Annotated in this window: 18 protein-coding genes; 9 read left to right on the top strand and 9 right to left on the bottom strand. The window is 56.9% G+C overall.

Annotation, left to right across the window (positions count from 1 at the left end):
* Window positions 1-6 precede the first annotated feature (6 nt).
* From GA0061105_RS28125 to GA0061105_RS28090, 8 genes are all read left to right on the top strand, one after another.
* Entirely contained in the window at window positions 7-975 is a 969-nt protein-coding gene (locus tag GA0061105_RS28125) for a glycosyltransferase (RefSeq protein ID WP_092754162.1), read from the top strand.
* Window positions 976-1,066: 91 nt separating this feature from the next.
* Window positions 1,067-2,041: a glycosyltransferase family 2 protein gene (locus GA0061105_RS28120; RefSeq protein ID WP_092754160.1), complete on the top strand. Its 975-nt coding sequence runs from the start codon at window positions 1,067-1,069 to the stop codon at window positions 2,039-2,041.
* Window positions 2,038-2,922 (top strand): glycosyltransferase family 2 protein, encoded by an 885-nt coding sequence (locus GA0061105_RS28115; protein ID WP_064695408.1) that lies wholly within the window; start codon window positions 2,038-2,040, stop codon window positions 2,920-2,922. The genes GA0061105_RS28120 and GA0061105_RS28115 overlap by 4 nt, the downstream gene beginning before the upstream one ends.
* Window positions 2,919-3,902, top strand: a complete 984-nt coding sequence (locus GA0061105_RS28110; RefSeq protein WP_092754157.1) for a glycosyltransferase family A protein — start codon at window positions 2,919-2,921, stop codon at window positions 3,900-3,902. The genes GA0061105_RS28115 and GA0061105_RS28110 overlap by 4 nt, the downstream gene beginning before the upstream one ends.
* Window positions 3,903-3,926: 24 nt before the next feature.
* Window positions 3,927-5,324, top strand: a complete 1,398-nt coding sequence (locus tag GA0061105_RS28105) for an O-antigen ligase family protein (protein WP_064695410.1) — start codon at window positions 3,927-3,929, stop codon at window positions 5,322-5,324.
* A 3-nt stretch (window positions 5,325-5,327) separates the two neighbouring features.
* Window positions 5,328-6,368: an acyltransferase family protein gene (locus tag GA0061105_RS28100; protein WP_092754154.1), complete on the top strand. Its 1,041-nt coding sequence runs from the start codon at window positions 5,328-5,330 to the stop codon at window positions 6,366-6,368.
* A gap of 152 nt (window positions 6,369-6,520) precedes the next feature.
* Complete coding sequence (locus GA0061105_RS28095; protein ID WP_064695412.1) at window positions 6,521-6,979, top strand: glycosyltransferase family protein; 459 nt, start codon at window positions 6,521-6,523, stop codon at window positions 6,977-6,979.
* A complete protein-coding gene (locus tag GA0061105_RS28090) occupies window positions 6,976-7,452 on the top strand; it encodes a glycosyltransferase (protein ID WP_064695413.1) in 477 nt (158 codons plus the stop codon). The genes GA0061105_RS28095 and GA0061105_RS28090 overlap by 4 nt, the downstream gene beginning before the upstream one ends.
* A gap of 40 nt (window positions 7,453-7,492) precedes the next feature.
* Here GA0061105_RS28090 and GA0061105_RS28085 read toward each other — a convergent pair whose 3' ends face one another.
* The 4 genes from GA0061105_RS28085 to GA0061105_RS28070 form a co-directional block, all read right to left on the bottom strand.
* Window positions 7,493-8,188 carry an SGNH/GDSL hydrolase family protein gene (locus GA0061105_RS28085; protein ID WP_092754151.1) on the bottom strand — a complete coding sequence of 232 codons (696 nt, stop codon included), beginning with the start codon at window positions 8,186-8,188 and terminating at the stop codon, window positions 7,493-7,495.
* Between the two features lie 206 nt (window positions 8,189-8,394).
* Window positions 8,395-9,702: an HlyD family type I secretion periplasmic adaptor subunit gene (locus tag GA0061105_RS28080; protein ID WP_064695415.1), complete on the bottom strand. Its 1,308-nt coding sequence runs from the start codon at window positions 9,700-9,702 to the stop codon at window positions 8,395-8,397.
* 15 nt (window positions 9,703-9,717) lie between these two features.
* Complete coding sequence (locus tag GA0061105_RS28075) at window positions 9,718-11,484, bottom strand: type I secretion system permease/ATPase (RefSeq protein ID WP_064695416.1); 1,767 nt, start codon at window positions 11,482-11,484, stop codon at window positions 9,718-9,720.
* 496 nt (window positions 11,485-11,980) lie between these two features.
* Entirely contained in the window at window positions 11,981-13,603 is a 1,623-nt protein-coding gene (locus GA0061105_RS28070; protein WP_064695417.1) for a right-handed parallel beta-helix repeat-containing protein, read from the bottom strand.
* Window positions 13,604-14,257: 654 nt separating this feature from the next.
* Here GA0061105_RS28070 and rapA2 point away from each other — a divergent pair.
* The gene (gene rapA2, locus GA0061105_RS28065) at window positions 14,258-14,965 is read left to right on the top strand and encodes a calcium-binding lectin RapA2 (protein ID WP_092754148.1); all 708 of its coding nucleotides are present in this window, start codon (window positions 14,258-14,260) and stop codon (window positions 14,963-14,965) included.
* Window positions 14,966-15,218: 253 nt separating this feature from the next.
* Here rapA2 and GA0061105_RS28060 read toward each other — a convergent pair whose 3' ends face one another.
* From GA0061105_RS28060 to GA0061105_RS28040, 5 genes are all read right to left on the bottom strand, one after another.
* Window positions 15,219-15,923, bottom strand: a complete 705-nt coding sequence (locus tag GA0061105_RS28060; protein WP_092754145.1) for a hypothetical protein — start codon at window positions 15,921-15,923, stop codon at window positions 15,219-15,221.
* The gene (locus GA0061105_RS28055) at window positions 15,923-18,199 is read right to left on the bottom strand and encodes a polysaccharide biosynthesis tyrosine autokinase (protein WP_064695420.1); all 2,277 of its coding nucleotides are present in this window, start codon (window positions 18,197-18,199) and stop codon (window positions 15,923-15,925) included. The genes GA0061105_RS28060 and GA0061105_RS28055 overlap by 1 nt, the downstream gene beginning before the upstream one ends.
* 51 nt (window positions 18,200-18,250) lie before the next feature.
* On the bottom strand, window positions 18,251-18,970 hold the full coding sequence (locus GA0061105_RS28050; RefSeq protein WP_092754142.1) for a sugar transporter: 720 nt from the start codon (window positions 18,968-18,970) through the stop codon (window positions 18,251-18,253).
* Between the two features lie 82 nt (window positions 18,971-19,052).
* Window positions 19,053-20,264, bottom strand: a complete 1,212-nt coding sequence (locus tag GA0061105_RS28045) for an SLBB domain-containing protein (RefSeq protein WP_092754139.1) — start codon at window positions 20,262-20,264, stop codon at window positions 19,053-19,055.
* A gap of 302 nt (window positions 20,265-20,566) precedes the next feature.
* A complete protein-coding gene (locus GA0061105_RS28040; RefSeq protein WP_092754136.1) occupies window positions 20,567-21,976 on the bottom strand; it encodes an O-antigen ligase family protein in 1,410 nt (469 codons plus the stop codon).
* Between the last annotated feature and the right edge of the window lie 245 nt (window positions 21,977-22,221).

The following is a 22,221-nucleotide window of genomic DNA, read 5'->3' as shown; positions in this document are numbered from 1 at the left end:
CAGAAAATGAGCAAAGTCAAGGTCACAATAGTTTTCTCGACTTACAACGGAGAGAAGACTCTGCCAACGATGCTTGACGCACTCTGCGACTCCACCTTGCCGAAAGAAGAATGGAAAATCGTCGCGATAGACAACAACAGCAACGACAACACTGCAGCAGTCCTGAATTCCTATAAGGAGCGGCTTCCGCTGGAAGTTTACTTTGAGCCAAAACAAGGCAAGCAGCATGCATTGACTTCGGGCTTCCGCCATCTCGAGGGCGAACTCGTCATTTTAACCGATGACGATGTCATTCCCGCGCCGGATTGGATCGAGCAGTTTCTCACCTTGGCGGATGAGCAGCCACAGTTTGCGATATTCGGCGGCTTGATCACGCCCGAATGGGAGGAAAGGCCTGCGCCGTGGTTAGTGAAGTATGGGCACCTGGGAATTCTTTATGCTCTAAATGACGATCTTCCTGAGGGCCCAATTTCGGCGGCGTTGATATCAGGGCCGAATTCGGCTTTCCGCCGCTCCATTTTAGGGCCTGGTTATATCGTTCACGACGGCCTGGGTCCGGATGCCACTGTCGCTCAGTTCCCCATGGGTGAGGATACTGCTTTCGCTCTGAGGCTGGAGAAGAATGGAGCCAGGGCTTTTCATTCGCGGCACCCCCGGGTTCGGCACATTGTAAGGCAGGGCTATCTGAATGAAGGATGGGTTTTGCGGCGCGGCGAGCGCTATGGCATGGGTCTGGTTATCATTCGGCCGGACCTCTTCGAGCGCAAAACGAAAATCGCCGGTCTGCCCGTCGGCAGCGCCCTCAGATGGCTTCTGATGGCGCCGGCCAGCGTCGCCGTCAAGCGATTCCCCTTAAGCGGCGTTCGCTTCAGATTGCTGTGGGCGCAGTCGGTGAGACAGGGCATCCTGCGCCAATTTCTCAAGCAGCGATCTGCGACGAATGAAACCATCTATTCTCAACTTGGTGCCAAATGACGACAGTCCTAAACCGCGGCATCGACAGGAAGCGCTTCTGCTACGGTGGCAGAGGGCAGGATTTTCGCGCGTCAGGAGGCGAGTGGTTTCGATGACGGATCTAAAAATTAGTGTCATCTTTTCGTCCTTCAACGGCGCTAGTAGACGGCTTCAACAGATGCTGGATTCGATGCTCAGCCAAAACCTTTCGGCCGAACAATGGGAACTGATTGCCGTCAACAATAACAGTAAAGACGGAACAGAGCGGCTTCTCGATCAATATGCGAAGAAGCTCCCGATGATTGTTGTCGATCATGCCCGCCCAGGCAAATCAGGAGCTATGAACGCCGCTTTGGCGATCGCTCGCGGAGCGCTGATCGTTTTCACGGACGACGATATCGAGGCAGATGTGAACTGGTTGAGTTCGATTGCCGCGTGCGCAGAGGCGAATCCGAATTATGGCGTAATCGGCGGCCGCATTCTTCCGAATTGGGAGAATTACCCCCATGGAGATCCGCTTCTGGACTGGATTCCCATGGGATCCACCTTCGCTATAGCCGACGAGGAATCCAGTGGCCCATGCGACCCGACAAAAATTTGGGGTCCGAACACGAGCGTGCGTCGTGAACTGCTTGGCGGCAATGTACGATTCCGTGAAGACATCGGGCCGCTTCCAGGGGATCTTTTCGCGATGGGAGAGGATACCGAAATCGTCAGCCGCCTATCCCGAAGCGGCGTGAAAACATATCGGTGCGCTGAGGCCATTGTCCATCATTGGATTCCAGCCTCCAGCGTGACAGAGGCCTGGGTACAGAAGCGTGGGGAGCGTCTTGGCTATGGAATGCCGGCGCTCTTCGCCGAAGACATTCCCAAAGGTGTCAGGATCGGGGGAGTTCCCTTAAGAACCTGGATCGAGAGCGCCAACTGGGCAGCTCGGGCAGCCCTTCTTTATCCTTTGCCGCCGTCAAAGAAGCGGTTCTGGGCAATCTGGAAGCACTACTACATGCGTGGCTACCGCGCCGGGCTGCGCCGATACGCTCCGGCAGGAAATCGTTCTGGTCGACTGGTGCAGGAGGTCGTGCGGTGAAATTATCGGTGCTCATCAACAATTTCAATTACGGCCAATATCTGCGTCCATGCATCGACAGCGTTCTGTCGCAGGCCTATCCGGATTTCGAAGTGATCGTCGTCGACGATGGTTCCACGGATAATTCCAGGGAGGTCCTTGCCTCCTACGGCGAGCGAATCCTGACCGTGTTGAAGGAAAATGGCGGCCAGGCCTCGAGCTTCAATGCCGGTTTTGCGGCCGCAAGCGGCGATATCCTGTTTCTCCTCGATGCCGATGATGCGTTTCTGCCCGGCAAACTTGCGCGCATCGCCGAGATCTACGACCGCAACGAGATTGACTGGTGCTTCGACCGCGTGACGACCGATGAAGGCGGGCAGCCCCCCACGGAGCTGCAGGTGACGCTGTTCGACAAGCGGGACACGCTGCGCAGGGGCGGCTTCCCCTCGCTTCCGGTGCCGACCTCCGGCTTGAGTTTCCGCCGCCACCTGTTGTCCCAGATCCTGCCGATGTCTGTGGCGAAAGACGTCGTCCTCAGCGACAATTACATCAAATTCGCAGCCGCCTATCTGGGTCGCGGCGCCATAGTCGAAACGCCGCTGACCTTTCAGCGCATTCATGACTCGAACCGCTATACGGGCACCAGCAGGGCGAAAACGCTGCGCCCGCGGATCATGATCGCGACAGGATTGGAATTGGCACGCCGCTATGATGGGCTGCATGCACTCGGCAAGAGCCTTGTGGCCGGCGGCATTGCAGAAACGACTTCGCTCTTGAAGCTCAGGAGCGAAGCTCGCAGCACCGTGGCGGGTGGCCCGTTCGGGGACGATGCCGTAAACGAAGTGGCCTTGATGGCCGCGCGCAAGCGTTTGGGAAATATGCTGCGCAAAGGACAGTCATGAACCAGCAAGACAACTTTCAACCGCCATCTGACAGAGCTGAGCCGCAAGGCGCGTCGCAGCTGTACATTGCCGTCGGCGTATTGACTTATCGGCGGCTCGACGGGATCGCCAAGCTGCTCGACGTGATGACACGCCAGGCGAGGAATCCGGCTCGCCCCTATCATCTGACGATGGTGATCGTCGACAATGATGCCGCCGGCAGCGCAAGAGCCACCGTCGAGAACTTCGGCCAGACGGGCGCCTATGATCTGATCTATGTCGTCGAGCCGAACCAAGGCATACCCTTTGCACGCAATCGCGCTCTTGATTCAGCCCCTGCCGGGACCGACCTCTTCTGCTTTCTCGACGACGACGAATGGCCTGTCGATGGCTGGCTCGATGCAATGCTGGAGACCCGCGAGAGAAACCGTGCCGATTGCGTCTACGGCCCGGTCCAGCCGGTCTATCCCGACAACCCGCCGGAATATTTCATCAAGGCGAGGGTTTTCGAGCGCAAGAAGAACAAGGACGGTCAGCGCATTTCCTATGCGGCTTCGAACAACGTCATGTTCGATTATCCCCTCATCCGCTCATGGAATCTTCGCTTCGAAGAGAAGATGCGCTTCACCGGGGGCACAGACTATCTCTTCTTCAATCAGGCAATTCGTCGTGGCATGCAGGTTTTCTGGGCTGACAAGGCGCTCGTCTATGATATCGTTCCCGCCAGCCGCATGACCTGGAAGTGGGTGTTGCAGCGGCAATACCGGCTCGGCAATACCTTCGCCGTCAGCGAGGTCCTGCACGGTAACCTCAAGCGCCGGCTCTACCGCGCGGCCTATGGCGCCACGAGGGTGATCCTTGGGCTGGCCATGCTGCCGGCAATCCTGATTTCACCCTATTGGGGCATGCGAGCACTCACCCATGTTCTGCGTGGCGCCGGCATGGTCAACGGGATCCTTGGACATGCATACCAGGAATATAGACCCAATGCCGCCCTCTGATACCATTTGCAGGAGCGCCTTCGCATGAGTTTTGGCCCCACCTATGTTCGAGACGGAGATATCGGCCTGCGGCCGTCCGTCCGTGCACGGCCACGCCATGGCATCAGAAAGGAAACGCTCGTTCGCCTGCTCCTGACGGGCATTTTTTACCTCGCCCTGCTGCGGGCAACCGGCATGTGGTATGGGTATCCTTCGAACTTCGATGATGGGGCAAGCGTTGATCCGCTGCCGCAGAAGCTGATGCTTTATTCGCTGATCCCGTTGATCGGCTTCTACGGCATCCTTGAGCCAAACCGCTTCCTCGCCTTTTTCCGCGGCATTTCGCCCCTCGTAGGCATCGTCATCTTTTCTATAGTGGTGTCATTCTTCGGCTCGCTCGATTTTGGCGCCTCTGTTCGCGGCGCCGCGGCCGTCGGTCTGCTGGCCCTTGGCCCCCTGCTCTTTCGACTGCGTTACGGCAACGAGGAAACCTTGCGTCTCCTGGCCAATTTCGCCATTTTCTCCGCTTTCGCAAACGTCCTTTACACGGCTGCTTTCCCGCGGTTCGGCATCATGGGTGGTTCGCTGGCGGGGGCGGTGAAGGGATTGTTTTATCACAAAAATACAATGGGACAGTTCAGCGCGATTTGCTTTATCGTGCTCATATCCCATCGGCTGCCCTCCCCCCGGCTTCGCTACAGCGGCTTGCTGAAAACCATCGCAATCATGCTGACCCTGGTCCTTATCGTTGTCTCCTTGTCGTCAACGGCGGTCGTCATGGTGGCGATTGGCCTTGCCACGATCTTCGGCCTGAAGATGATGGAGAACATCCGGCACAGCATGGCCCGCGCTTTCATCGTCTTGTTTCTCTGCCTCCTGATCGGCTTTGCCGGCTCGATCGCCTATCTCGGCGTCGCACAGGCTGTCGCCGAAGCTTTCGGAAAGGACCTGACGCTGTCGGGCCGGTCCGATATCTGGGAGCAGGTAATCCCGCTGATTTATGATCGGCCCATCTTCGGCTATGGCTTCGCCACGTTCCGGCAGGCGGACATCGTCGAGGAATATGTCCGTCTCGGCCACACCGTACGCTCCCTGCACAACACCTATCTCGAGATTTGCCTCAACATCGGTATTCCGGGCTTTCTTTGCTGGATCGGCTTCCTGTTGACGCGAATTTTCAAGAAGATAGCCGCAGTCTACAGGAGCCATCAGCTTCAGGCCGTGCAGGCCAAAGAGGTTGCTCTGATCCTTCTCGTCATGATCGGCGCAATGACCGAAGCGGGAATGATGCTGGCGCCGATTGGTCTATGGCCGGTCCTCGTCTCTGTCTTGCCAATGAGAACGGAACCTGTTGTCCCCCCGCCACGTCGGCGGCGGTCCCTTTCAACGGGACCGGCCGGGCGGCGCAGCCTCCGTTATCCACAACCCGCTTCAGGAGAATAGGCAATGACCAGCGCCCCAATGGCCGTGCCCGAATCGAAAAGAGCCGCGGTCAGCGTTGAACGCGAAAAACTGTTGGATATCGAACGCGGCAAAGGCCTCGGCATCCTCCTGGTCGTCTACGGTCACCTTGTGATGCAAGGTACGCTTGGCGAGCAGGCATGGTATCAGGCGACGAAATCCGCGATCTACACGTTCCACATGCCCTTCTTCATGTATCTCAGTGGATTCGTGTTCTTTTTCACGGGCGCGCATAATGCCCTTGATCGCAACTTCGGCCAGTTCTTCGCCAAGAGATTTGATCGGCTGCTGATCCCCTTTATCGTGATGTGCCTGATCAATGTCTTCGGCAAGCAGATCGCCGAGACGTTCGTTCATGTCGATGACGGCGTCAGCGGCTTTTGGCAGGGGCCATGGGCGGTGATTTCGAACAGCCCGAACAACCCGACCATTTCGATCTGGTATCTCTTGGTGCTTTTCGTCTATTCGGTGCTGACACCGCTCCTGTGGCGGCTGAGCAGCCGGCAGATCGGCATTCTTTTCCTTTTCTCGTTGGCGATTTTCTTCATTCCCGCTTCGGAGAGGTTTTATGTCGCGCGAATTTTGAGCTATTTCGTTTTTTTCGTCGCGGGAATGCTGATCTGCAAATATTCCGAATACGCTCTCACTATATTCACCAAATATATTCTCCTTTGGCTGGTCGTTTTCGCAGCCGCACTTTATATCGGCCGGAGCTTTCCCTATTGGCTTCTTTTTTGCGGGGCGGCGTCAATTCCTTTTCTGCACGCTCTTGTCAGATTGCCGTTTTTCGAAAATGACAAGATCCTTCTCTGGCTCGGCCAGAATTCGATGGTGATCTATCTGTTCAATACGATCTTCATTGGAATAGCCAAGGGAGTTTATGTGAAGATCCTGCCATATCACGGCCCATGGTTCGCGTTCATGATCGTTATATTGATGATTGCCGGCACGTTATTGCCGATTCTTGCAAAAATGACGCTTCAGGCAGTCCCGATGGCAGGACCGATCTATAAGTATGTCAGGTGAAAGATTGTCCCAAACTGAGAGTTCACGATCCGCGAGCCTCGACGCGCCGGTTAATAATGTTAGGATTCCATTGAACCGCCGCGATACAGCCACGGTTTCAGTGGAACGGTCTTGTCCTCTCGTCATCGGTCGAACATAGGAGATGCCTGTCTATGGCTGAGAAGAAATTGAAAGTTCTCGCTGCTTCGTCGGGAGGCGGTCACTGGGAACAGCTGATGGCCATGCGCAGCGCGTTCGAGGGCTGCGACATCATTTTTGCAACGACCATCCCGGGGCTACTTTCCAAATACGAGATTCGAGACGGCCTGGTCCTTCCCGATTGCAGCCGTGACTCGATAACCATGTCGATCCGGTGCTTTTTCAGCGCCTTCGCCATCGTCATCAGGCACAGGCCCGACGTCATCATCTCGACGGGTGCCGCGCCTGGGCTCTTTTGTCTGCTTGCCGGCAGAATGACGGGCAAGCGCACCATCTGGATCGATAGTGTCGCCAATGTCGAGAAACTGTCCTTGTCGGGAAAATTGGCCGGTCGTATTGCGACGCTCTGGCTCACGCAATGGCAACATCTGTCGCGGCCGGATGGTCCCCATTACGCAGGAGCTGTCCTTTGATCCTTGTCACCGTCGGAACGCAGCTGCCGTTTGATCGCCTTGTCAAGGCCGTCGACACATTCGCCAAGGACCTCACCAGGCCGGTTCTGGCGCAGATCGGCAAGGGCACCTATACTCCACAGAACATGAAATGGATCAAGAATATCGAACCTGCGGACTTCGATCAGGTCTTTCGCGATGCGAACGTCATCGTCTCCCACGCGGGAATTGGCACCGTCCTGACGGCGAAACGTTTCGGCAAACCGATCATTCTTGTTCCGCGGAAGGCGGCCCTTGGCGAGCACCGAAACGACCACCAGCTTGCCACGGTCAGTCAGCTCGTCGGCCGGCCGGGCATCTATGTCGCGCAGAGCGATGACGAACTCAAAGATTTTCTCCTCCAGGACCTGGACAGTCCCTCTCAGGAGGACCCGTCAGATGCCGGCCGGACATCGCTGGTCAACTATTTGAAGGGTTATCTCGCAGCAGGTTAAACCCGCAAACAAGCGCAGACGCCCTCGGGAAGGTAGAGATTCATTCTCCGCAATCGCGGCCGGCGATACGTCCGACGAGTTCGGGTACGATGATTTGCGAAGCAACTTCGGCCCGCGGATGCGCGCCGTCAGGAATTGCGGTGGCCAAATCATCCGGGGCCAGCCGCTCCCAGCCGAGCCGATGATCGACAAACTCCAGTCCCCGTTTCTGTGCCTCCTCCTGATGAGCCGAGATATAGCTATCGACGAAAGGACGGATCAACCCCCGCAGTCCTGAAAACGGATTCATCGCCATGAGGATGATCCGCGCCCGCGGCAGGCGTTGTTGGAGCTGATCAAGAATATCGCCGATATTCCTTCGGCTTTGCGCCAGCGACACGAACCGGTGCAATGTCGCGTCGTTGGCATAGAGCTCGATCAGAATGATATCCGGCTGCTCGGCAACGACGCGATCCAGCTGGGTCAAAGCCCATGTCGACGTCTCGCCGCTTTTTGCGACGCTCTCGATTCGTACCGGTCTCTGCAGGCAGGCGGCAAGGCTTGTCTGGAGGCCGGACTGCCATCCGCCGCGCGCTGTCAGCGATGTTCCGAAAGCCACTATTTTCACTGCCGGAAAGTTCTCGGCATCACTCTTCCCGGGCACTGAAACCATCATGAGGCAGGTCAAAAACAGAACCAGACCCCATGCCAGCCGCCTCTCGGTCGGCGCCGCCCGCCAAAGCTGCAAACATATCATGGAAAGAGCATATCTCGGCGAGAGCTATACGTCACCCCGCAGCAACTCCTTTGGAATGACCGGCGGCTCTTCGCGGAGCCACCCCGCAGCAAGCGGAGACAATATCATCAAGACAGGTTGTCACGCCCGTTTCAGGGCGCAGAGCCTTGCGTCAACCGCGGCTAGCGCTGCCCTGATATGCTGCAGCGGCGCGGAGCAGCCGCCGATCACTCCTCACGAAATACGTGCTGCATCTGGTCGGTCAGCGGCTTTGTGAGATAAGAGATGACGGTCCGGTCGGCGATCTTGATAAAGACTTCGGCCGGCATGCCGGGATAGAGCTTTATCGATTTCAGCTTGGCGATACTTTGAGCCTCCGGCTTGACGCGCAGCGGATAATAGTTGATCCCCGTCCGCTCATCCTTGACGATATCAGGCGCAATTGAGGTGATCACGGCCTTCACATCCGGCGTCGTGCGCTGATCAAAGGCGCTGAAACGCACATCGACGGATTGGCCGACATGGAGCTGGTCAATATCACGTGTAGCGACCTTCGCCTGGACGGTGAGATCGTCGTTTTCGGGAACGACGAGCATCAGCGTCTGACCGGCTTCGATAACACCATTGACAGTATGAACCGCCAATTCGTGTACGCGGCCGCTGAGCGGCGCGGTAATGTCGAGACGGCGGAGTTGATCAAGCGCAGTGCCGCGGCGCTCCTCATTTTCGGCGATCTGAGCTTCGACATCGGTCAGGTCTTTGGCGATCTCTGAACGACGATCTTCATCCAGCTGAATCGATTGTCGGTCGATTTCGATCGCCTTGCCCTCGGCCTCCGCCTTTGCAGCGATTTCCTGACCGCTGTTGCCCTGGAGATCGGCGCGGGCGCGTTTGAGCGTATTCAAACGCTGAAGCGTGACCAGACCCTTTTTGTAGAGAACATCGACGGCCTCGAGCTCCTGTTCGATCAAGCCGAGAGAATCGCCGGTGGCGTTGATCTGCACGACCAACCCTTTGATCTGCTCGGCCAATTGATCCTTGCGCGATTCCAGCTGGCTCTTCATTCCGATGAGAGCCGACCTGCGGCTGTCAAACAACTTCCGCTCGCCGTCGAGCAACTGCTGAGCCGCGGTGCTGGACGTCAGATCGCTGAGGTTTTCTTCGACCTCGAACGACTCCGCGCCGATCCGCTCCGCCTTCAGGCGGGCACGGCGCGCATAGAGCTGAGCAAGCGTGCTCTCGACAATCGACAGCTGTGCTCTCGTCGCCGTTCCGTCAAGTCGTATCAAAACCTGCCCGGCCGAGACATGGTCGTTTTCGGAGACGAGAAGCTCCGAGACAATACCGCCCGTCAGATGCTGGACCTTCTTGACATCGCCATCGACGATGACAACGCCCTCGCCGATGACGGCGCTGGAAAGCTCCGTCGTGGCCGCCCAGCCGCCAATGCCGCACACCAGCGCAATGGACAGCACGCCGACAACGGCGACATGACGGTTGAGGGACCGTTTCGATTCACTAACGACTTTTCTCACAATCTTCCTTCCGGCCTATTCCGCCGCATTAATGCCGTCGACCACGACCTTGAGCTGAGCCACACGCTCGGCAATCGGGGTACGGGCCGCCTCCGGTCGGCTGACCCGCGCCAGAACTTCTTCCTTGGGACCGAATGCGATCATTCTGCCCTCCTGCATCATCAGCACGAAATCACACGCTGCCAGAACTCCGGAGCGATGAGCAATGACGACGACGATGCCGCCACGTGCACGCACGCTCATGATCGCAGCACTCAGCGCCCGCTCGCCTTCCTCATCGAGATTGGAATTCGGTTCATCGAGCACGACGAGGAATGGTTCGCCGTAAAGCGCTCTCGCAAGCGCGATACGCTGTCTCTGGCCCGCCGACAGTGCAGCACCACCTTCGCCGATTTCCGTCTCGTAGCCGTTCGGCAAACGCAGAATGAGATCGTGAACACGCGCCGCCCTCGCCGCGGCAACCACTGCCTCCGGCGACATGTCTTTCGCGAAGCGGCAGATATTCTGTGCGACGGTTCCGGAGAAAAGCTCCACATCCTGCGGGAGATAACCGATATGCCGGCCTAGTGCGTCGCCATCCCACTGGTCAAGTGCGGCGCCATCCAGGCGAATAGATCCTCTGACCGTCGGCCAAATGCCCATCATTGCCCGCGCCAACGACGACTTGCCCGAGGCGCTGTAGCCGATGATCCCGAGTGCGCTCCCTGCCCTCAGGCCGAAGCTGATATCGGAGATAACCAGCCGCTGGCCGGCCGGCGGTCCGCTGGCGACCCCTTCGACCGTGACCTGCTTGGAAGGTGCGGCAAGCGCCAGCGGGGTCGGGATCTCCGGAATTGTCTTCAGGAGGTTCGAAAGCCGCGCCCAGCTCTGCTGGGCGGAAACGAAACCGCGCCAATTTCCGATCGCCGCCTCCACAGGCGCCAGAGCGCGTGATGTCAGGATGGAACCTGCGATGATGATACCCGAAGAGGCCTGTCCTTGGATGACGAGGATGGCGCCGGTCGCCAACGTGCCCGATTGCAGGGCGATACGGAAAATCTTCGAGAGGGTCGCATATCCGTTGCCGACATCCGATGCCTGCCGGGTGATGCTCCGGTATTCGCCATTCTTGCGATCCCAGATGTCAGCCATGGTGCCTGCCATGCCCATCGCATGGATGACCTCGGAGTTGCGGATCGAGCTCTGCGCAAAGGCGTTGCGCATATTGGCGCTTTCCGATTGCTGTTTGGAGAGCGTACGCGTGCCGTGATTGGTCAGGAATGTCAGAATGGCGAGAACCAACGCTCCGCCGATCGCGATATATCCGATCGCCGGATGGAACAGGAAACAGATCACGATATAGAAGGGAAGCCAAGGCAGATCGAACATCGCCGTGGGGCCCATGCCGGACAGGAACGTTCTTATCTGATCGAAATCACGCAGGGGCTGAAGTCCATCGCCGCCGATCTTGACCTTCAGCGGCGCTTTGATGAGCGCCCGAAACACCCGCGCATTCATCATCTCGTCGAGCGCACCGGCGACGCGAACGAGCATTCTGCTCCTGAGAACTTCGAACGCCCCCTGAAACGCGTAAAGAACCAACGCAAGTATTGCCAAGGCTGCCAGCGTCGGTATGCTTTTGCTGGGGATGACCCGATCATACACCTCAAGCATAAAAAATGAACTTGTAAGATAGAGGATATTCACAAGCGCGCTTGCTATGCCAATGAAGATCAATCCCCCTTTGCATTTCCGCAAGGCCTTGGACGGTTCATTGACGTCAGCTGCTGAACTTTGAAACACGAAACAATCCCTCTCATCCCGCATCGCGCACCAACGAAACACGCGGATACACACTGCAGTTGCGAGCCCATCGAGCCCGATCATTGACATGGCTGCCCTCGGATCTCCGGCACCGGTGCCGGTGCCGACGCTCCGCTTGCAAGCCTATAACTTAGCCCCTGAATCCCACTGAAAAGTGACCGAAAATACAAATTTATCACGAACAATTTCAGAGGACCTAACTTTAACGCTACGATAATTATACCGGCCGAAGCAAGTGAAAATCGCAAACCGCCCAATAACGGCGCAAAGCGGCGAACATGTGGCGCGGCCAGGTCCGATGTTTACTAGGGCATTAACTATAAATACAATCTATAGTTTGTTTATCTGGAGCCAGCGGAACATTTCTTCATCAGGAATCGCGCGATCTTCAGCCTCATCGGGGCGGCGACCTTCAGCGGCGTTGAAATAGAAGCCGTTCCGAGGCTCGTGGAATGCCCCGGTATCCGGTTCGGCCTCAAGCCAGAATTTGTGAGGCGTGGCTGCTATTAAATGCGTCGACATTGATGGAGACGCTCAAGCTGTCGGTATCGATATGGGAAGCGCCGTCGGAGATTTTGTATTGGAAGAATTCGCTGACCTTGCCGCTCAGTCCGGCGAGTTTGGCCGTATCGACCGTGTAGCTGTAATCGCCGTCGCTTTCGACGTGGATGATACCGTATTTCCCGGTGAGTGTCAGGCCATGCTTATCCACCGCACTGTCACCGAAGCGGCGAAGCAGCACCGTGCCGTTGCTCGCATTGTCGTTTTCAAGAAGATTTCCGAGATAGGCGCTGCCGGTATCAGTTGAAATTTTCAAGCTGTCATGGACGGCGACAATTTTCGGAACGACGACGGCAGGGACGGTCGCCGCCGGCGTTTCCACGCTTGGCGCCGGCGAACTGACCTGAGGCGGCGCCGGCAGGTCCACGGTTTCGGAGACTGGTGTGACAGGCGTCTGCTCGTTGCTCGGCGACGTATCGCCGCTCGTGCCGCCAGCCGCGCCATCAATCTCGGCCTGCGCTTGTTCGAGCGTCTTGCTTTCACCGATGGAAAATGTGTTCTGCGCAGCGATTGCGGCGGGCATCGTCAGCGTCGCCACCGAACTGTCTATGATATTGTCATAGAAGGAGCCGGATGCAGACCTGTCGATCTTCAGTGCCGACGAGGACAGGTCGTCGAAGACATTGTCATGGATGGCGATGTTCTCGCGGACATACGCGGGATTGCCTATGGCGCTGATCAGTACGCCGTACACACCGTCATGCAAATAATTGCCGCTAATATCGTAATTCGTCGCGTTACCCTGATCGCCGAGCCCGATGCCGTAGGACCAGCTATAACCGCCATAGCCCGAGATGTCGTTGTCGTGGATCGCAATGTTCGTGCCGGCCTGCGCGCTCAGCCCGAAACCGCCCCCAACCAGCGTGTTGCCCTCGACTACTGCATCCTGAGCCCTGATCAGCACCAGAACACCCTTGGCGCTGTTGGTTTCACTCTGCTCCAGATGGTTGTCCTTGACCAGAATATTGCTGCTGTCGTTGAGCTGAATGGCGTCTGCAGCACTGCCCTGACTGTTGGTGACAGTATTGTTGATGAGCGTGACGCCATTGACCTTATCCATCCAGATACCGTCGGAACGTACACCCGTCAGCGTGCTGTTCTCGATGGTGATGTTTTGACTGCTCTGGAAGCTGACGGAGCCGGGTTTGCCGGACAGGCCGGTATTCGATACTTCGACGTTGCGGACGGTCCAGTTCGAGACGTTACCAGCATAGATCGCGTTAGCGCCTGTATCGGCGATCTTGATGTTCTCGATGACAATATTCGAAGCCTTGGAACCGTGAATTCCGTCATTGCTGCTGCGAATGACGGGCGCATCACCGATGCCATAGCTGCCGATGGTGATGGGAGCGCTGACGCTGCCGGAATATTTCAGATCGAACTGCTCGTTGAACACGCTTCCGGCAGCAAGCAGCACGCTGTCACCCGGGTTTAGTCTCAGGGATTCGACGGCAGACAATGTCGCGAAAGCTGAACTCTCGCTGGTTCCGTTATTGTAATTGGATCCTGTAACCGAATTCACATAATAGACGGTCATGCCGCGATCTCCCAAATGTAATGGAAAATCTGTAACCGCCGATCTCTCTCCGCCTGCTAAAATGAAACACTAAAATGCGCGATATCGTGCAATATTTCTTGTATTCGTAGCGGAATAACTTGCTTCCTCTGCATTTTTCGTCGCAGCAAGGGGCGAGGCGCCACCTGCAAACGACCACTAGCCATTATCGTGGCGGGAGATTATTCTTCGCGCGTTGCACGCCCGTGCAGTGTTCCTCGATAGAACCTGTTAGTAATGCACTATCCTCGCAGATGCGCAGCGGCAACCCAAGGAACTAGTGAGAAACCAAAAGATCAAACACGTAATTCGAAATGATTATAACCACATTTTATCTTAGAGCATGCCGTCACCTGCGCTAATTTATAATTGCCTATGAATAAACATTATTTCAGCGTGAGGAAAATATGACTAAGCCGCATAAATTTCGTAGTTCACATATTTTTAATGCAATAATATTCAATTCTTTCATGATCTTATGCACATTACGCGTGCAGCAATACTGAAAACTACACTCATTGATATTCAATTATCGTTAACTATGCCCTTGACTCCCTGTATTGAGATATCGTTAATCAGGCGGCTCGCTGAAGGTCAAAAATGACCCGCGAAGATCAATTTCAAGGAGAGACAATAATGGCTATACACGCAACCGACGATACTGCGACATTTCTGGAAACCGACATTATTTCCGGGAACCTGCTCAGCAACGACTCATCCGACGGCAACCTTTTCCTCCGCTTCTTCGATCAACAGAGCGTCGGCGCCAAGCAGCCCGGCCAGGTCACCGAAATCCAGGGCGACTACGGCACCTTCTACGTCAAGGCCGACGGCAGCTACACCTATGTGCTGAGCGATGCCGCCAAGATCGGCTTCACCAACGGCGAGCTGCTCCAGGAGAAGGTTTCGTACAAGATCTCCGACGGCGCCGGCCACACTGACGTTGGCCTGTTCACCCTGAACATTCAGGGCGTCAGCCAGGTCAATCCCGTCGCGGTCGATGACCGTTACAGCTTCAACGAAGGTGACGCTGTCGGCGGCAACCTTCTGGACAACGACATTCCCGGCGACAATGGTCACCTTTTCCTCCGCCAGTTCGACGGCTCGAACGTCAACGCCAGCAGCGGCGCCGTAACCGAAGTTCTCGGTACCCATGGCACGTTCCATGTCCAGGCGAACGGAGAATTCACCTATGAACTGACGCAGGATATCGCTCCAGGCACTCAGGTCACCGAAATCATCGAGTACTACAAGATCTCCGACGGCGAAGGCCACACGGATGCGGGCGTTCTTACGCTCAACATTACTGGCACCGAGGTCGTTTCCGGCGGCGTCGAGGTCTGATCGCCAAAATCCGTTCAAGAACCGACGCCCGCGGCACAGGCTGCGGGCGTTGTCGTCTCTGACCAGGCGTTTACGAGTACCTTGGCAGCATTTTTGACTGACTGAACCGGTGCTGCATCGTCAACGCGTCCGCCTTCAGTCTGGCCACACAGCTCTCTTTGAAGCCACCGCTGACCGCGGGAGCTCTCTGCGCTCCTGATTGGGAGGGTGAACTCGTCGGCCGCTGGAAATCCCAATGCTGAAAGCACGGTAATCACCGGCTACAGCGCTGTCGAAACCGCGCCGTGGCTCCTTCCCCAACACTCGCCCAGATCCGATCGAAGACCGGGCGGAGCTGCGGGCTGACCGCTTTTATCGTGGCATTGACCCTGCAGCGGTCGCCGCGTTTCAGCATCGTCGTAAGGTCGCTATCAACCGCGCTGCTCGCAGCTGAAAGCGTTGCACGGGTGAGATCGTTCCAGAAATAGAAGCGGGTCAGAATGATCGACTCGTCGTAGGGCGCGAGGGCAACCGAACGTTTCATCATGCCTGCGACCTGAAGCGGCTCCTCGGCAATTGCAGCCTGAACTGCGGCAAGTCGAAGCCAGAAATTGCTGTTTGTCGGCATGCACGAGAGCGCATGTTGGAGATAGCGGCGGGCATCCGAGGCCGCAGCAACCCAGGCCTCGTAGTTGATATTGACGTTCTGTCGATCAAGCTGCGCCAGAACGAGCGTAACACCGGCGGCGACAATGTCAGATCGGCAGTAGCGTCCGTCGACCACCTCGATGGTTCGCGCCGCATATCTGGCCGCGAGATCATTCGAAACGGTTTCGCCGCGCTCGATCCTTTCGGCAACGATCGATATGCTGGCCGTCCTTATCGAAGCATAGAGCTCCCGGCCGGCCAGCACCGTAAAGATCACGGCGACGATAAGGAAAACGATTCTCGTCGGCGAAACTGAGAGGACGCCGAGCATCAGCTTTCAGTGTAATACCGCGAATACCGCTTATAATAATATTCGCTCGAACCGAACGTCCGGTAAAGCTTCATCTGCGCCGGATCAACCTTGGTCAATATGGCGCCGACGCACTTGGTATAGAGATCCGGCTCCGACAACAGTGTCGATTGAACCACCTTCCGCGATGTCTTGCCCCACTCGATCACGAACACGACCGCGTCAAGCTTCGGGTTAATGGCGCGTGCATCCACCACCGGAGCCAGAGGAGGCAAGTCGACGATGATGTAATCGAAACTTTGACGCGCGATTTCCAGAAGCTGATCCATACCGCGCGACGCGAGCAGCTCCGACGAATGCGGAACGCGATATCGCGCCACGGTCGGTAAGAACGCAAGCTTTGTCTTGGGGTCGAGGAGAATGAGATCCTTCAGCGGACGGTTGTCCACGATTGCTTCAAGCAAGCCGGCTTCCGCGTGGCGCCCGATGGCCCGCGTCGCTCCCGGATTGCGCATATCGCCGTCGATAAGCAGGCACCGTGCGCCTTGCATCGCCAAAAGCTTGGCAAAATTGATAGCCGTCGTCGATTTGCCTTCACCGGGCAAGCTCGACACCACACCGATCACCTTGCAGCGCTGGTCGGACGCACTGATATCGATCGCGATTTTTGCGCTACGAAGCGTCTCGGCGAATGCGGACAGCGGATGCTCCTCGACATAAGTCGTGGTCTTGCCGCCCCTGGCGATGCTTCGCGGATTCCCCGGATCGACGAGCGTCGGATCCTCGACGTTGTTCTCAATCAGCGGCATGACGCCCAGAGATTCGACGTCGAGCATATCCCTGACATCGTCACCTGTACGGAAGAAGCGATCGCGGAACTCACGGAAAGCTCCAATGCCGCTACCGAACGCGCATCCCAGGAACATGGCGAAAGCGATGACGAGGCTTCTTTTCGGTGCACTCGGCTTCGTCGGCGTCTCCGCAGTCGTGATGATACGTGCGGCGGTAATCGGGAAGCTCTGCTGCTGGATCGCTTCTTGATAGCGGGCCAGGAAGCTCTGATAGAGATTCTTGTAAGTATCCCGCGTCCGCTCGAGCTCGCGCAGCTGTACCTGCGTCTCACCCGCCGTTGCGGCCACGCCCGTCGCCTTATCAACGCTGTCACGCAGCGATTTTTCGCGGGACTGCGCAACCGTCAGTTCGCTCTGATAGCTCTCGGCGATCCGATTCAGTTCATCGAACATGAGCCGTTCGTATTCCGCCATTTCCGCGCGAAGCCGGACTGCCTGGACGTGGTCCGGACCAAGCCGCGCTTCGATTTCGGCCTCAAGCTTGGAAGCTTCCAGATATTTCTTGCGAAGATCGTTTGAAATCGAGCTATCAAGCACATCGGTGACGATAGCGTCGGTCTGCTTGGCTTCGATAATCGACTTGATGCGGGTATATTTCGCTTCGGCCTGCGCCGTTTCCGCCTGAGCCTTGATCAACTGGCTGTTCAGTTCGGAAAGCTGCTGCTCACTCAGCAGGTTGCCCGATCCTGCCTCGACGAGTCCATGCTCGCTCCGGAATTTCTGCACTGCAAGGTCGGTATCCAGCGCCTGCTGCCGGAGTTCTTCGATGCGCTCCTGCAGCCATTCGCCGGCCCGGCGTGTCGCGTCATATTTTGAATTGAGCTTATCGACCAGATAAACATCGGCGATGGCGGCGGCGATTTCACGCGCCAGATCCGGCGACTGCGAGGTATAGGTGACGTCGAGGACGTAGGATTTGCCGACACGCTCGACATCGATATTTCCGGCGACGGTTTCCGCAGCCCATCGCCGTTTCAGTTCCGGATCGGGGGCAACGGCCCCGTCATCGGCAAACCAGGAGCGAAAATTCAGCAGAGATTTCAGCGTTGCGACGGAAAAAAGCGAGTTTTTCTGTGCCGTGAACACCGGATCGTCGACAAGCTTCAGCTTGTCGACCACCGCATAGGCGATCGTGTCGGACTTCAACAGCTCGACCTGGCTGAGGACCGTGCCCTCGTCATCGTCCAGCTGGCCGAAAGCCGCCAGCTGATTGATCATCTGATTGTCGCTGCGGTCGATCAGCACTTTGGTCTCGGCTGTGTAGACCGGCACCGCAGTCAGAACATAGACGACGCCAAGAATGGCAAAGGCGAAAGCGCACACCGCTACGATCCGCCACTGCCGACGGACGATTGCGATGAGCTTGTCGAAATCGATGAAATCAGCTTCGTTTCCCGTATCGCGGGAAGCGTCGATACGCGGCGTAAGTTTATCTGGCGACAGCAATTTCGATCTCCAACAAAGGCGTCAAGCGCTAAGATCTACAGGCAATTCCAGCTATTGTGTGACGGGGACGCTCTGACTCGTCGACTCCGTCGTTTCAGAGGACGACTGCCCCGCTCCTCCCGTGCTGATGGCAATCGTCGTCGAGGTCGTCGAACTCGTGGACGAGCTGTCCTCGTCGCCAGCATCCGAAACTCTCAGCGTGCCGGCAGTCGTGGCGCTGCCATCAAACTGCGTACCGTCATCCGCCCCCGGCCCTGTCTGCCCGATTGAGCCAGTGTTGCCGATACCGGATGCTGCGGCAGGCCCAGCTGTGCTCGCACCAAGCGCCGCGGTCGCGCCTTCAGCGAGAACTTTTGCAAAGGCTGTCAGCAGCGGCACAAGATTGGGATCGGCACTGGCCGCCTCGGCAACAGCTTTTTCGATCGCCAGTTTGAACTGGGGGTCCGAGACCTGGCAACTGTTTGCGGCTCGCCCAAGACCGGATCCGATCGCCGCCATCTGCGTAGCGCTGGCCTTCTTGGCCTGCTCGATCGCCGGCAGCAGGGCGTCGTTGCTGCTCCCCACCAACGCTCGAACACGTGATGACAAAACGAGCGGATCGGACATGTCGAGCAGTACGGCGGGATTGGCAGTGAATCCGCTGACGTCGACGGGTGTGAGATTTGCAGGCCCCAGGCAAGCAGCCGCAAAGGCGCTCGAAGTCATGCCGACAAACATTGCCGCGGCAATTCCGCCATATGCAAGTTTACGATCAACACTAAACCTTGCCATAAGTGGCTTCCTTCATCAAATCCACTATCGAAAACAGGCCGCCGGTGCCGATCATTCGCAATCGGCGCCGGCTATTCCCCAATTATCGCCCGAGCTCTCGCACCGCACTGCGGGTATCGCGTGCGTCGTCCGTCACGCCGGCAACAGTGGACGATACCGAGTTTACGATGTCAAGGAACTTGACCAATTCGATAGAGTCCGAATTGGAAATATAGATAATATCCTTGTCTTCCATCTTGAACTGCTGAGCGGCGAACAGGGTTGCGGGATCACGGAGATTGGCGCGGATAATCACCGGAACCGTATCGCCCGCAAACCTCGTCGTATCCACATGCATCGCTGCAACCGTCTTCTTCGGGACAAGACGATAGAGCAGGACCTGGGCCGGATCCGCACGGTCGTCACGCAGGCCGCCCGCCTTGGCGATCGCCTCGCCGAGGGTCAGGTCCGACTCTTCGAAATCGAACCGGCCGCTAACGCCGGCGGCGCCGAGCGCGAGATAAGTGCGGCGCTCATGATCGACCGAGATCGTATCGTCCGGCGCGACATAGATATTCTCCGCCGGGTTTTTCAACAGCGTATTGTAGGCGACGGTTGCCGTCCTGCCGCGGCGCTGCAGCGTCACATTCGTTTCGATATTGTTGGTCGTCAAACCACCCGCGGCGGAGATGACATCAAGAACGCGCTCACCGGCGGGGCTGACTTGAATGCGCTGAGGATTGTTGACGTCGCCGAGCACGGCCACCTGACTGGAGCGGCTGGTCGTCGTGGTGATAACCACCTGCGGCTCGATTGCGCGGCTCGCCAGACGATCCTCGACGTCCTGCTCGACGGTCTCCTTCAGGCGACCGGCAGCCGGCACGCGACCCGCATAGGGGATCGTGATCGTTCCGTTTCTATCGATGGTCTGCTCCGGCAGGGAGATATAATTGCCAGGACGGCTGCCGGCGTCGGAGGGAATGAAGAGACCGCCGGATTGAGCTTCGAAGATCGCGACCTGGACGACGTCGCCATAACCAAGCGGAATCTCGGGCACCCCGCCACGACCACCGCCAAAGCCCTTGAAGGAGCTAGGCTGTGCAGCGGTAAAGTGCGGCAGGACGTTCTTGCTGAGATCGATCAGGGCGTAGTCGATACCGACGCGACGCTCCTTCGTTGTTACCTTCACCGCCGCCCCTCGATCAACATCTTTGTGATCGGGACCGGATCTTGGCAAGGACGTGCAGCTTGCCAATATACTCGTTAGCGCTACAACAATGGCGACGCGTGTACTACCGACAGGAAAACAACCCATAGAATAACCCGTGTTGACGCCCTTGAAGCTACTGCTCCGCAATCGGACAAATTACAAGACAATCCCTGATCAATAATTACCGAATGCCGTTTATGATTCTCTAACTGTGGCAGCCCGGCAACGCCGAGCCTCTCAGCAAACGAACGGCCTCAGCCCGGCTCTCTGACGCCGGCAATAATCTAAAGGCTGGGTCCGCTATAAAATTTCTTGCGTTTAAGAGTCAACCCGCAGCCCTCAATCAATCGGCATTTTCGAAAAACCTTCATAAATTCCATTCATTTAAACCTTTATGTGCGGTCCGGTCACCCATATTGGCGATCCGTTGCGCCGTGGCTGCGGCCGAGGCTGATCGCAACGACGGCGCTCAAGAATGCGGAGAAAAATACCGCGAAACCAGGGATTTGCAGCGAGAAGTCGACCGCGGCATGCAGGGCGACCAGAACCGTCCCGGCTATGCCGAGGAGCACATAGTGTCGCAGGCGCCGCCTGTCGGAGAGCCCGCGCCGGAAAACCTTCGCAAGCACTGCGAAAGTAAGAAATGCCGCAACCGGAAACATAACTCCCAGGCCCAGAAATCCTTCGAGGTAGAAATTATGTGCACGGTCAAAAATTCCGAAGATGCCGCAGGCCGGATCGCGGTAGGGAGAAAACACCGTGCGGAAGGTTCCAAGGCCCGTCCCGGTTAACCAATGATCCGAAATGGCACGCCATATGCCCGGCAGAATACAGAAACGATCATCGTCCTGGAGCCGGCGTTCCTGCGCGCGCAAAATCGCCTGCCCTGCAAACATGCTCAGCAACAGGACGACGAAAATGACCGCCGAGAGAAACTTCAATACCGAGCGCCACCTCGGCGCCGGTGTTAAATATCGCCTCGAGCTGTTCCAATTGATGACAAGCCAGGGAAAATAGATGAGCGCGGCAACAAAGGTCGCAAATATTCCGGCGCGTGATCGGCTCAACATCAACGCGGTGAAACATGAGCACAGAAGCAGAATGTAGATCCACGTTCTCAACAGCAGAAGGTTTCGGCCAGGTTCGCCAGGCGGGTGGGTCGAATAGGAACGGGCAATGTCCCTAACCAGCGTCAGCATGAGCAACGTTCCCATCCCGAGGAAGGTCGCGGCGGTATTGCGGTTGACGAAGACGGCCGTGAGGCTGTCGAGGTAGGCGTGTTTTTCGATGACGATCAGGATATTGGGAAACATCGAAAATTGCAGCAGACCGAAAACGGCGATGATGCCCGCGGTTAGCCCCAGGCTGGCCAGCACTTTCCGCGCTCGTTGGTCGGTATCGCACAAGATCAGGCCGGTCAGAAACGTCACGAAAGGCAGAGCCACCCACAGTATCGAGGCAAGCGTATCGGCCGGTTCGACGGAAATCGCCGCATATCGGACGCCAGCCAGATCCCGCGCAGCGCCCCAGGCAGGGTTTGCCAGCCAATGAGCCGGCAGTTCGATCGTCTGGATAAACATCCAGCTCGTCAGCACGACGAGTAAAGACAAGGCGATGTTGAACACCCTCCTGCTTTGTCTCGGCTGCGCGAACAGCAATCCCGAAAGGACGGCGAGAGTAAACATTCCGATCGCGGCGAAGGCGAATGGAAATGGCGTGACGCTTCCGAAGGGAACGAGCGTCAATATCACCAGGCCGATGAAGGCAAGGAGAACAACCTCCCGCAAGACCTGCCTGTTGATGAGGTTGGATAACATTTGACTTCACTTACCAGCAGCAGCACCGCGAGAATTACAACCACCACGGTTAATATACTCGTACTAACATAAGTTGCATACCAAGCCCTTGCGTGTTAAAGTGCAACAGAATTCCACATCGTTTAAAATTGTCTCGAATGGCTTAAGCCGATCGAGACAAGCCCCGATTATGCTCCTTCAAAGGCAGAAACGGGATAGACGTTCTGTGCCCTATACTTGGCGGATCGTTAAAATCGCCATGCCAT

It is taken from the genome of Rhizobium aethiopicum, from assembly GCF_900094625.1.
GTDB lineage: Bacteria > Pseudomonadota > Alphaproteobacteria > Rhizobiales > Rhizobiaceae > Rhizobium > Rhizobium aethiopicum.
The sequence above is the reverse complement of the archived record's forward strand: the minus strand, read 5'-3'. Positions and strand labels throughout refer to the sequence as shown.

Bases quoted from the DNA above. Each gene is read 5' to 3' on its own strand.
- GA0061105_RS28125 (WP_092754162.1), top strand. From the start codon at position 7: ATGAGCAAAGTCAAGGTCACAATAGTTTTCTCGACTTACAACGGAGAG.
- GA0061105_RS28120 (WP_092754160.1), top strand. From the start codon at position 1,067: ATGACGGATCTAAAAATTAGTGTCATCTTTTCGTCCTTCAACGGCGCT.
- GA0061105_RS28110 (WP_092754157.1), top strand. From the start codon at position 2,919: ATGAACCAGCAAGACAACTTTCAACCGCCATCTGACAGAGCTGAGCCG.
- GA0061105_RS28105 (WP_064695410.1), top strand. From the start codon at position 3,927: ATGAGTTTTGGCCCCACCTATGTTCGAGACGGAGATATCGGCCTGCGG.
- GA0061105_RS28100 (WP_092754154.1), top strand. From the start codon at position 5,328: ATGACCAGCGCCCCAATGGCCGTGCCCGAATCGAAAAGAGCCGCGGTC.
- GA0061105_RS28095 (WP_064695412.1), top strand. From the start codon at position 6,521: ATGGCTGAGAAGAAATTGAAAGTTCTCGCTGCTTCGTCGGGAGGCGGT.
- GA0061105_RS28085 (WP_092754151.1), bottom strand. From the start codon at position 8,188: ATGATATGTTTGCAGCTTTGGCGGGCGGCGCCGACCGAGAGGCGGCTG.
- GA0061105_RS28070 (WP_064695417.1), bottom strand. From the start codon at position 13,603: ATGACCGTCTATTATGTGAATTCGGTTACAGGATCCAATTACAATAAC.
- rapA2 (WP_092754148.1), top strand. From the start codon at position 14,258: ATGGCTATACACGCAACCGACGATACTGCGACATTTCTGGAAACCGAC.
- GA0061105_RS28060 (WP_092754145.1), bottom strand. From the start codon at position 15,923: ATGCTCGGCGTCCTCTCAGTTTCGCCGACGAGAATCGTTTTCCTTATC.
- GA0061105_RS28050 (WP_092754142.1), bottom strand. From the start codon at position 18,970: ATGGCAAGGTTTAGTGTTGATCGTAAACTTGCATATGGCGGAATTGCC.
- GA0061105_RS28045 (WP_092754139.1), bottom strand. From the start codon at position 20,264: ATGGGTTGTTTTCCTGTCGGTAGTACACGCGTCGCCATTGTTGTAGCG.
- GA0061105_RS28040 (WP_092754136.1), bottom strand. From the start codon at position 21,976: ATGTTATCCAACCTCATCAACAGGCAGGTCTTGCGGGAGGTTGTTCTC.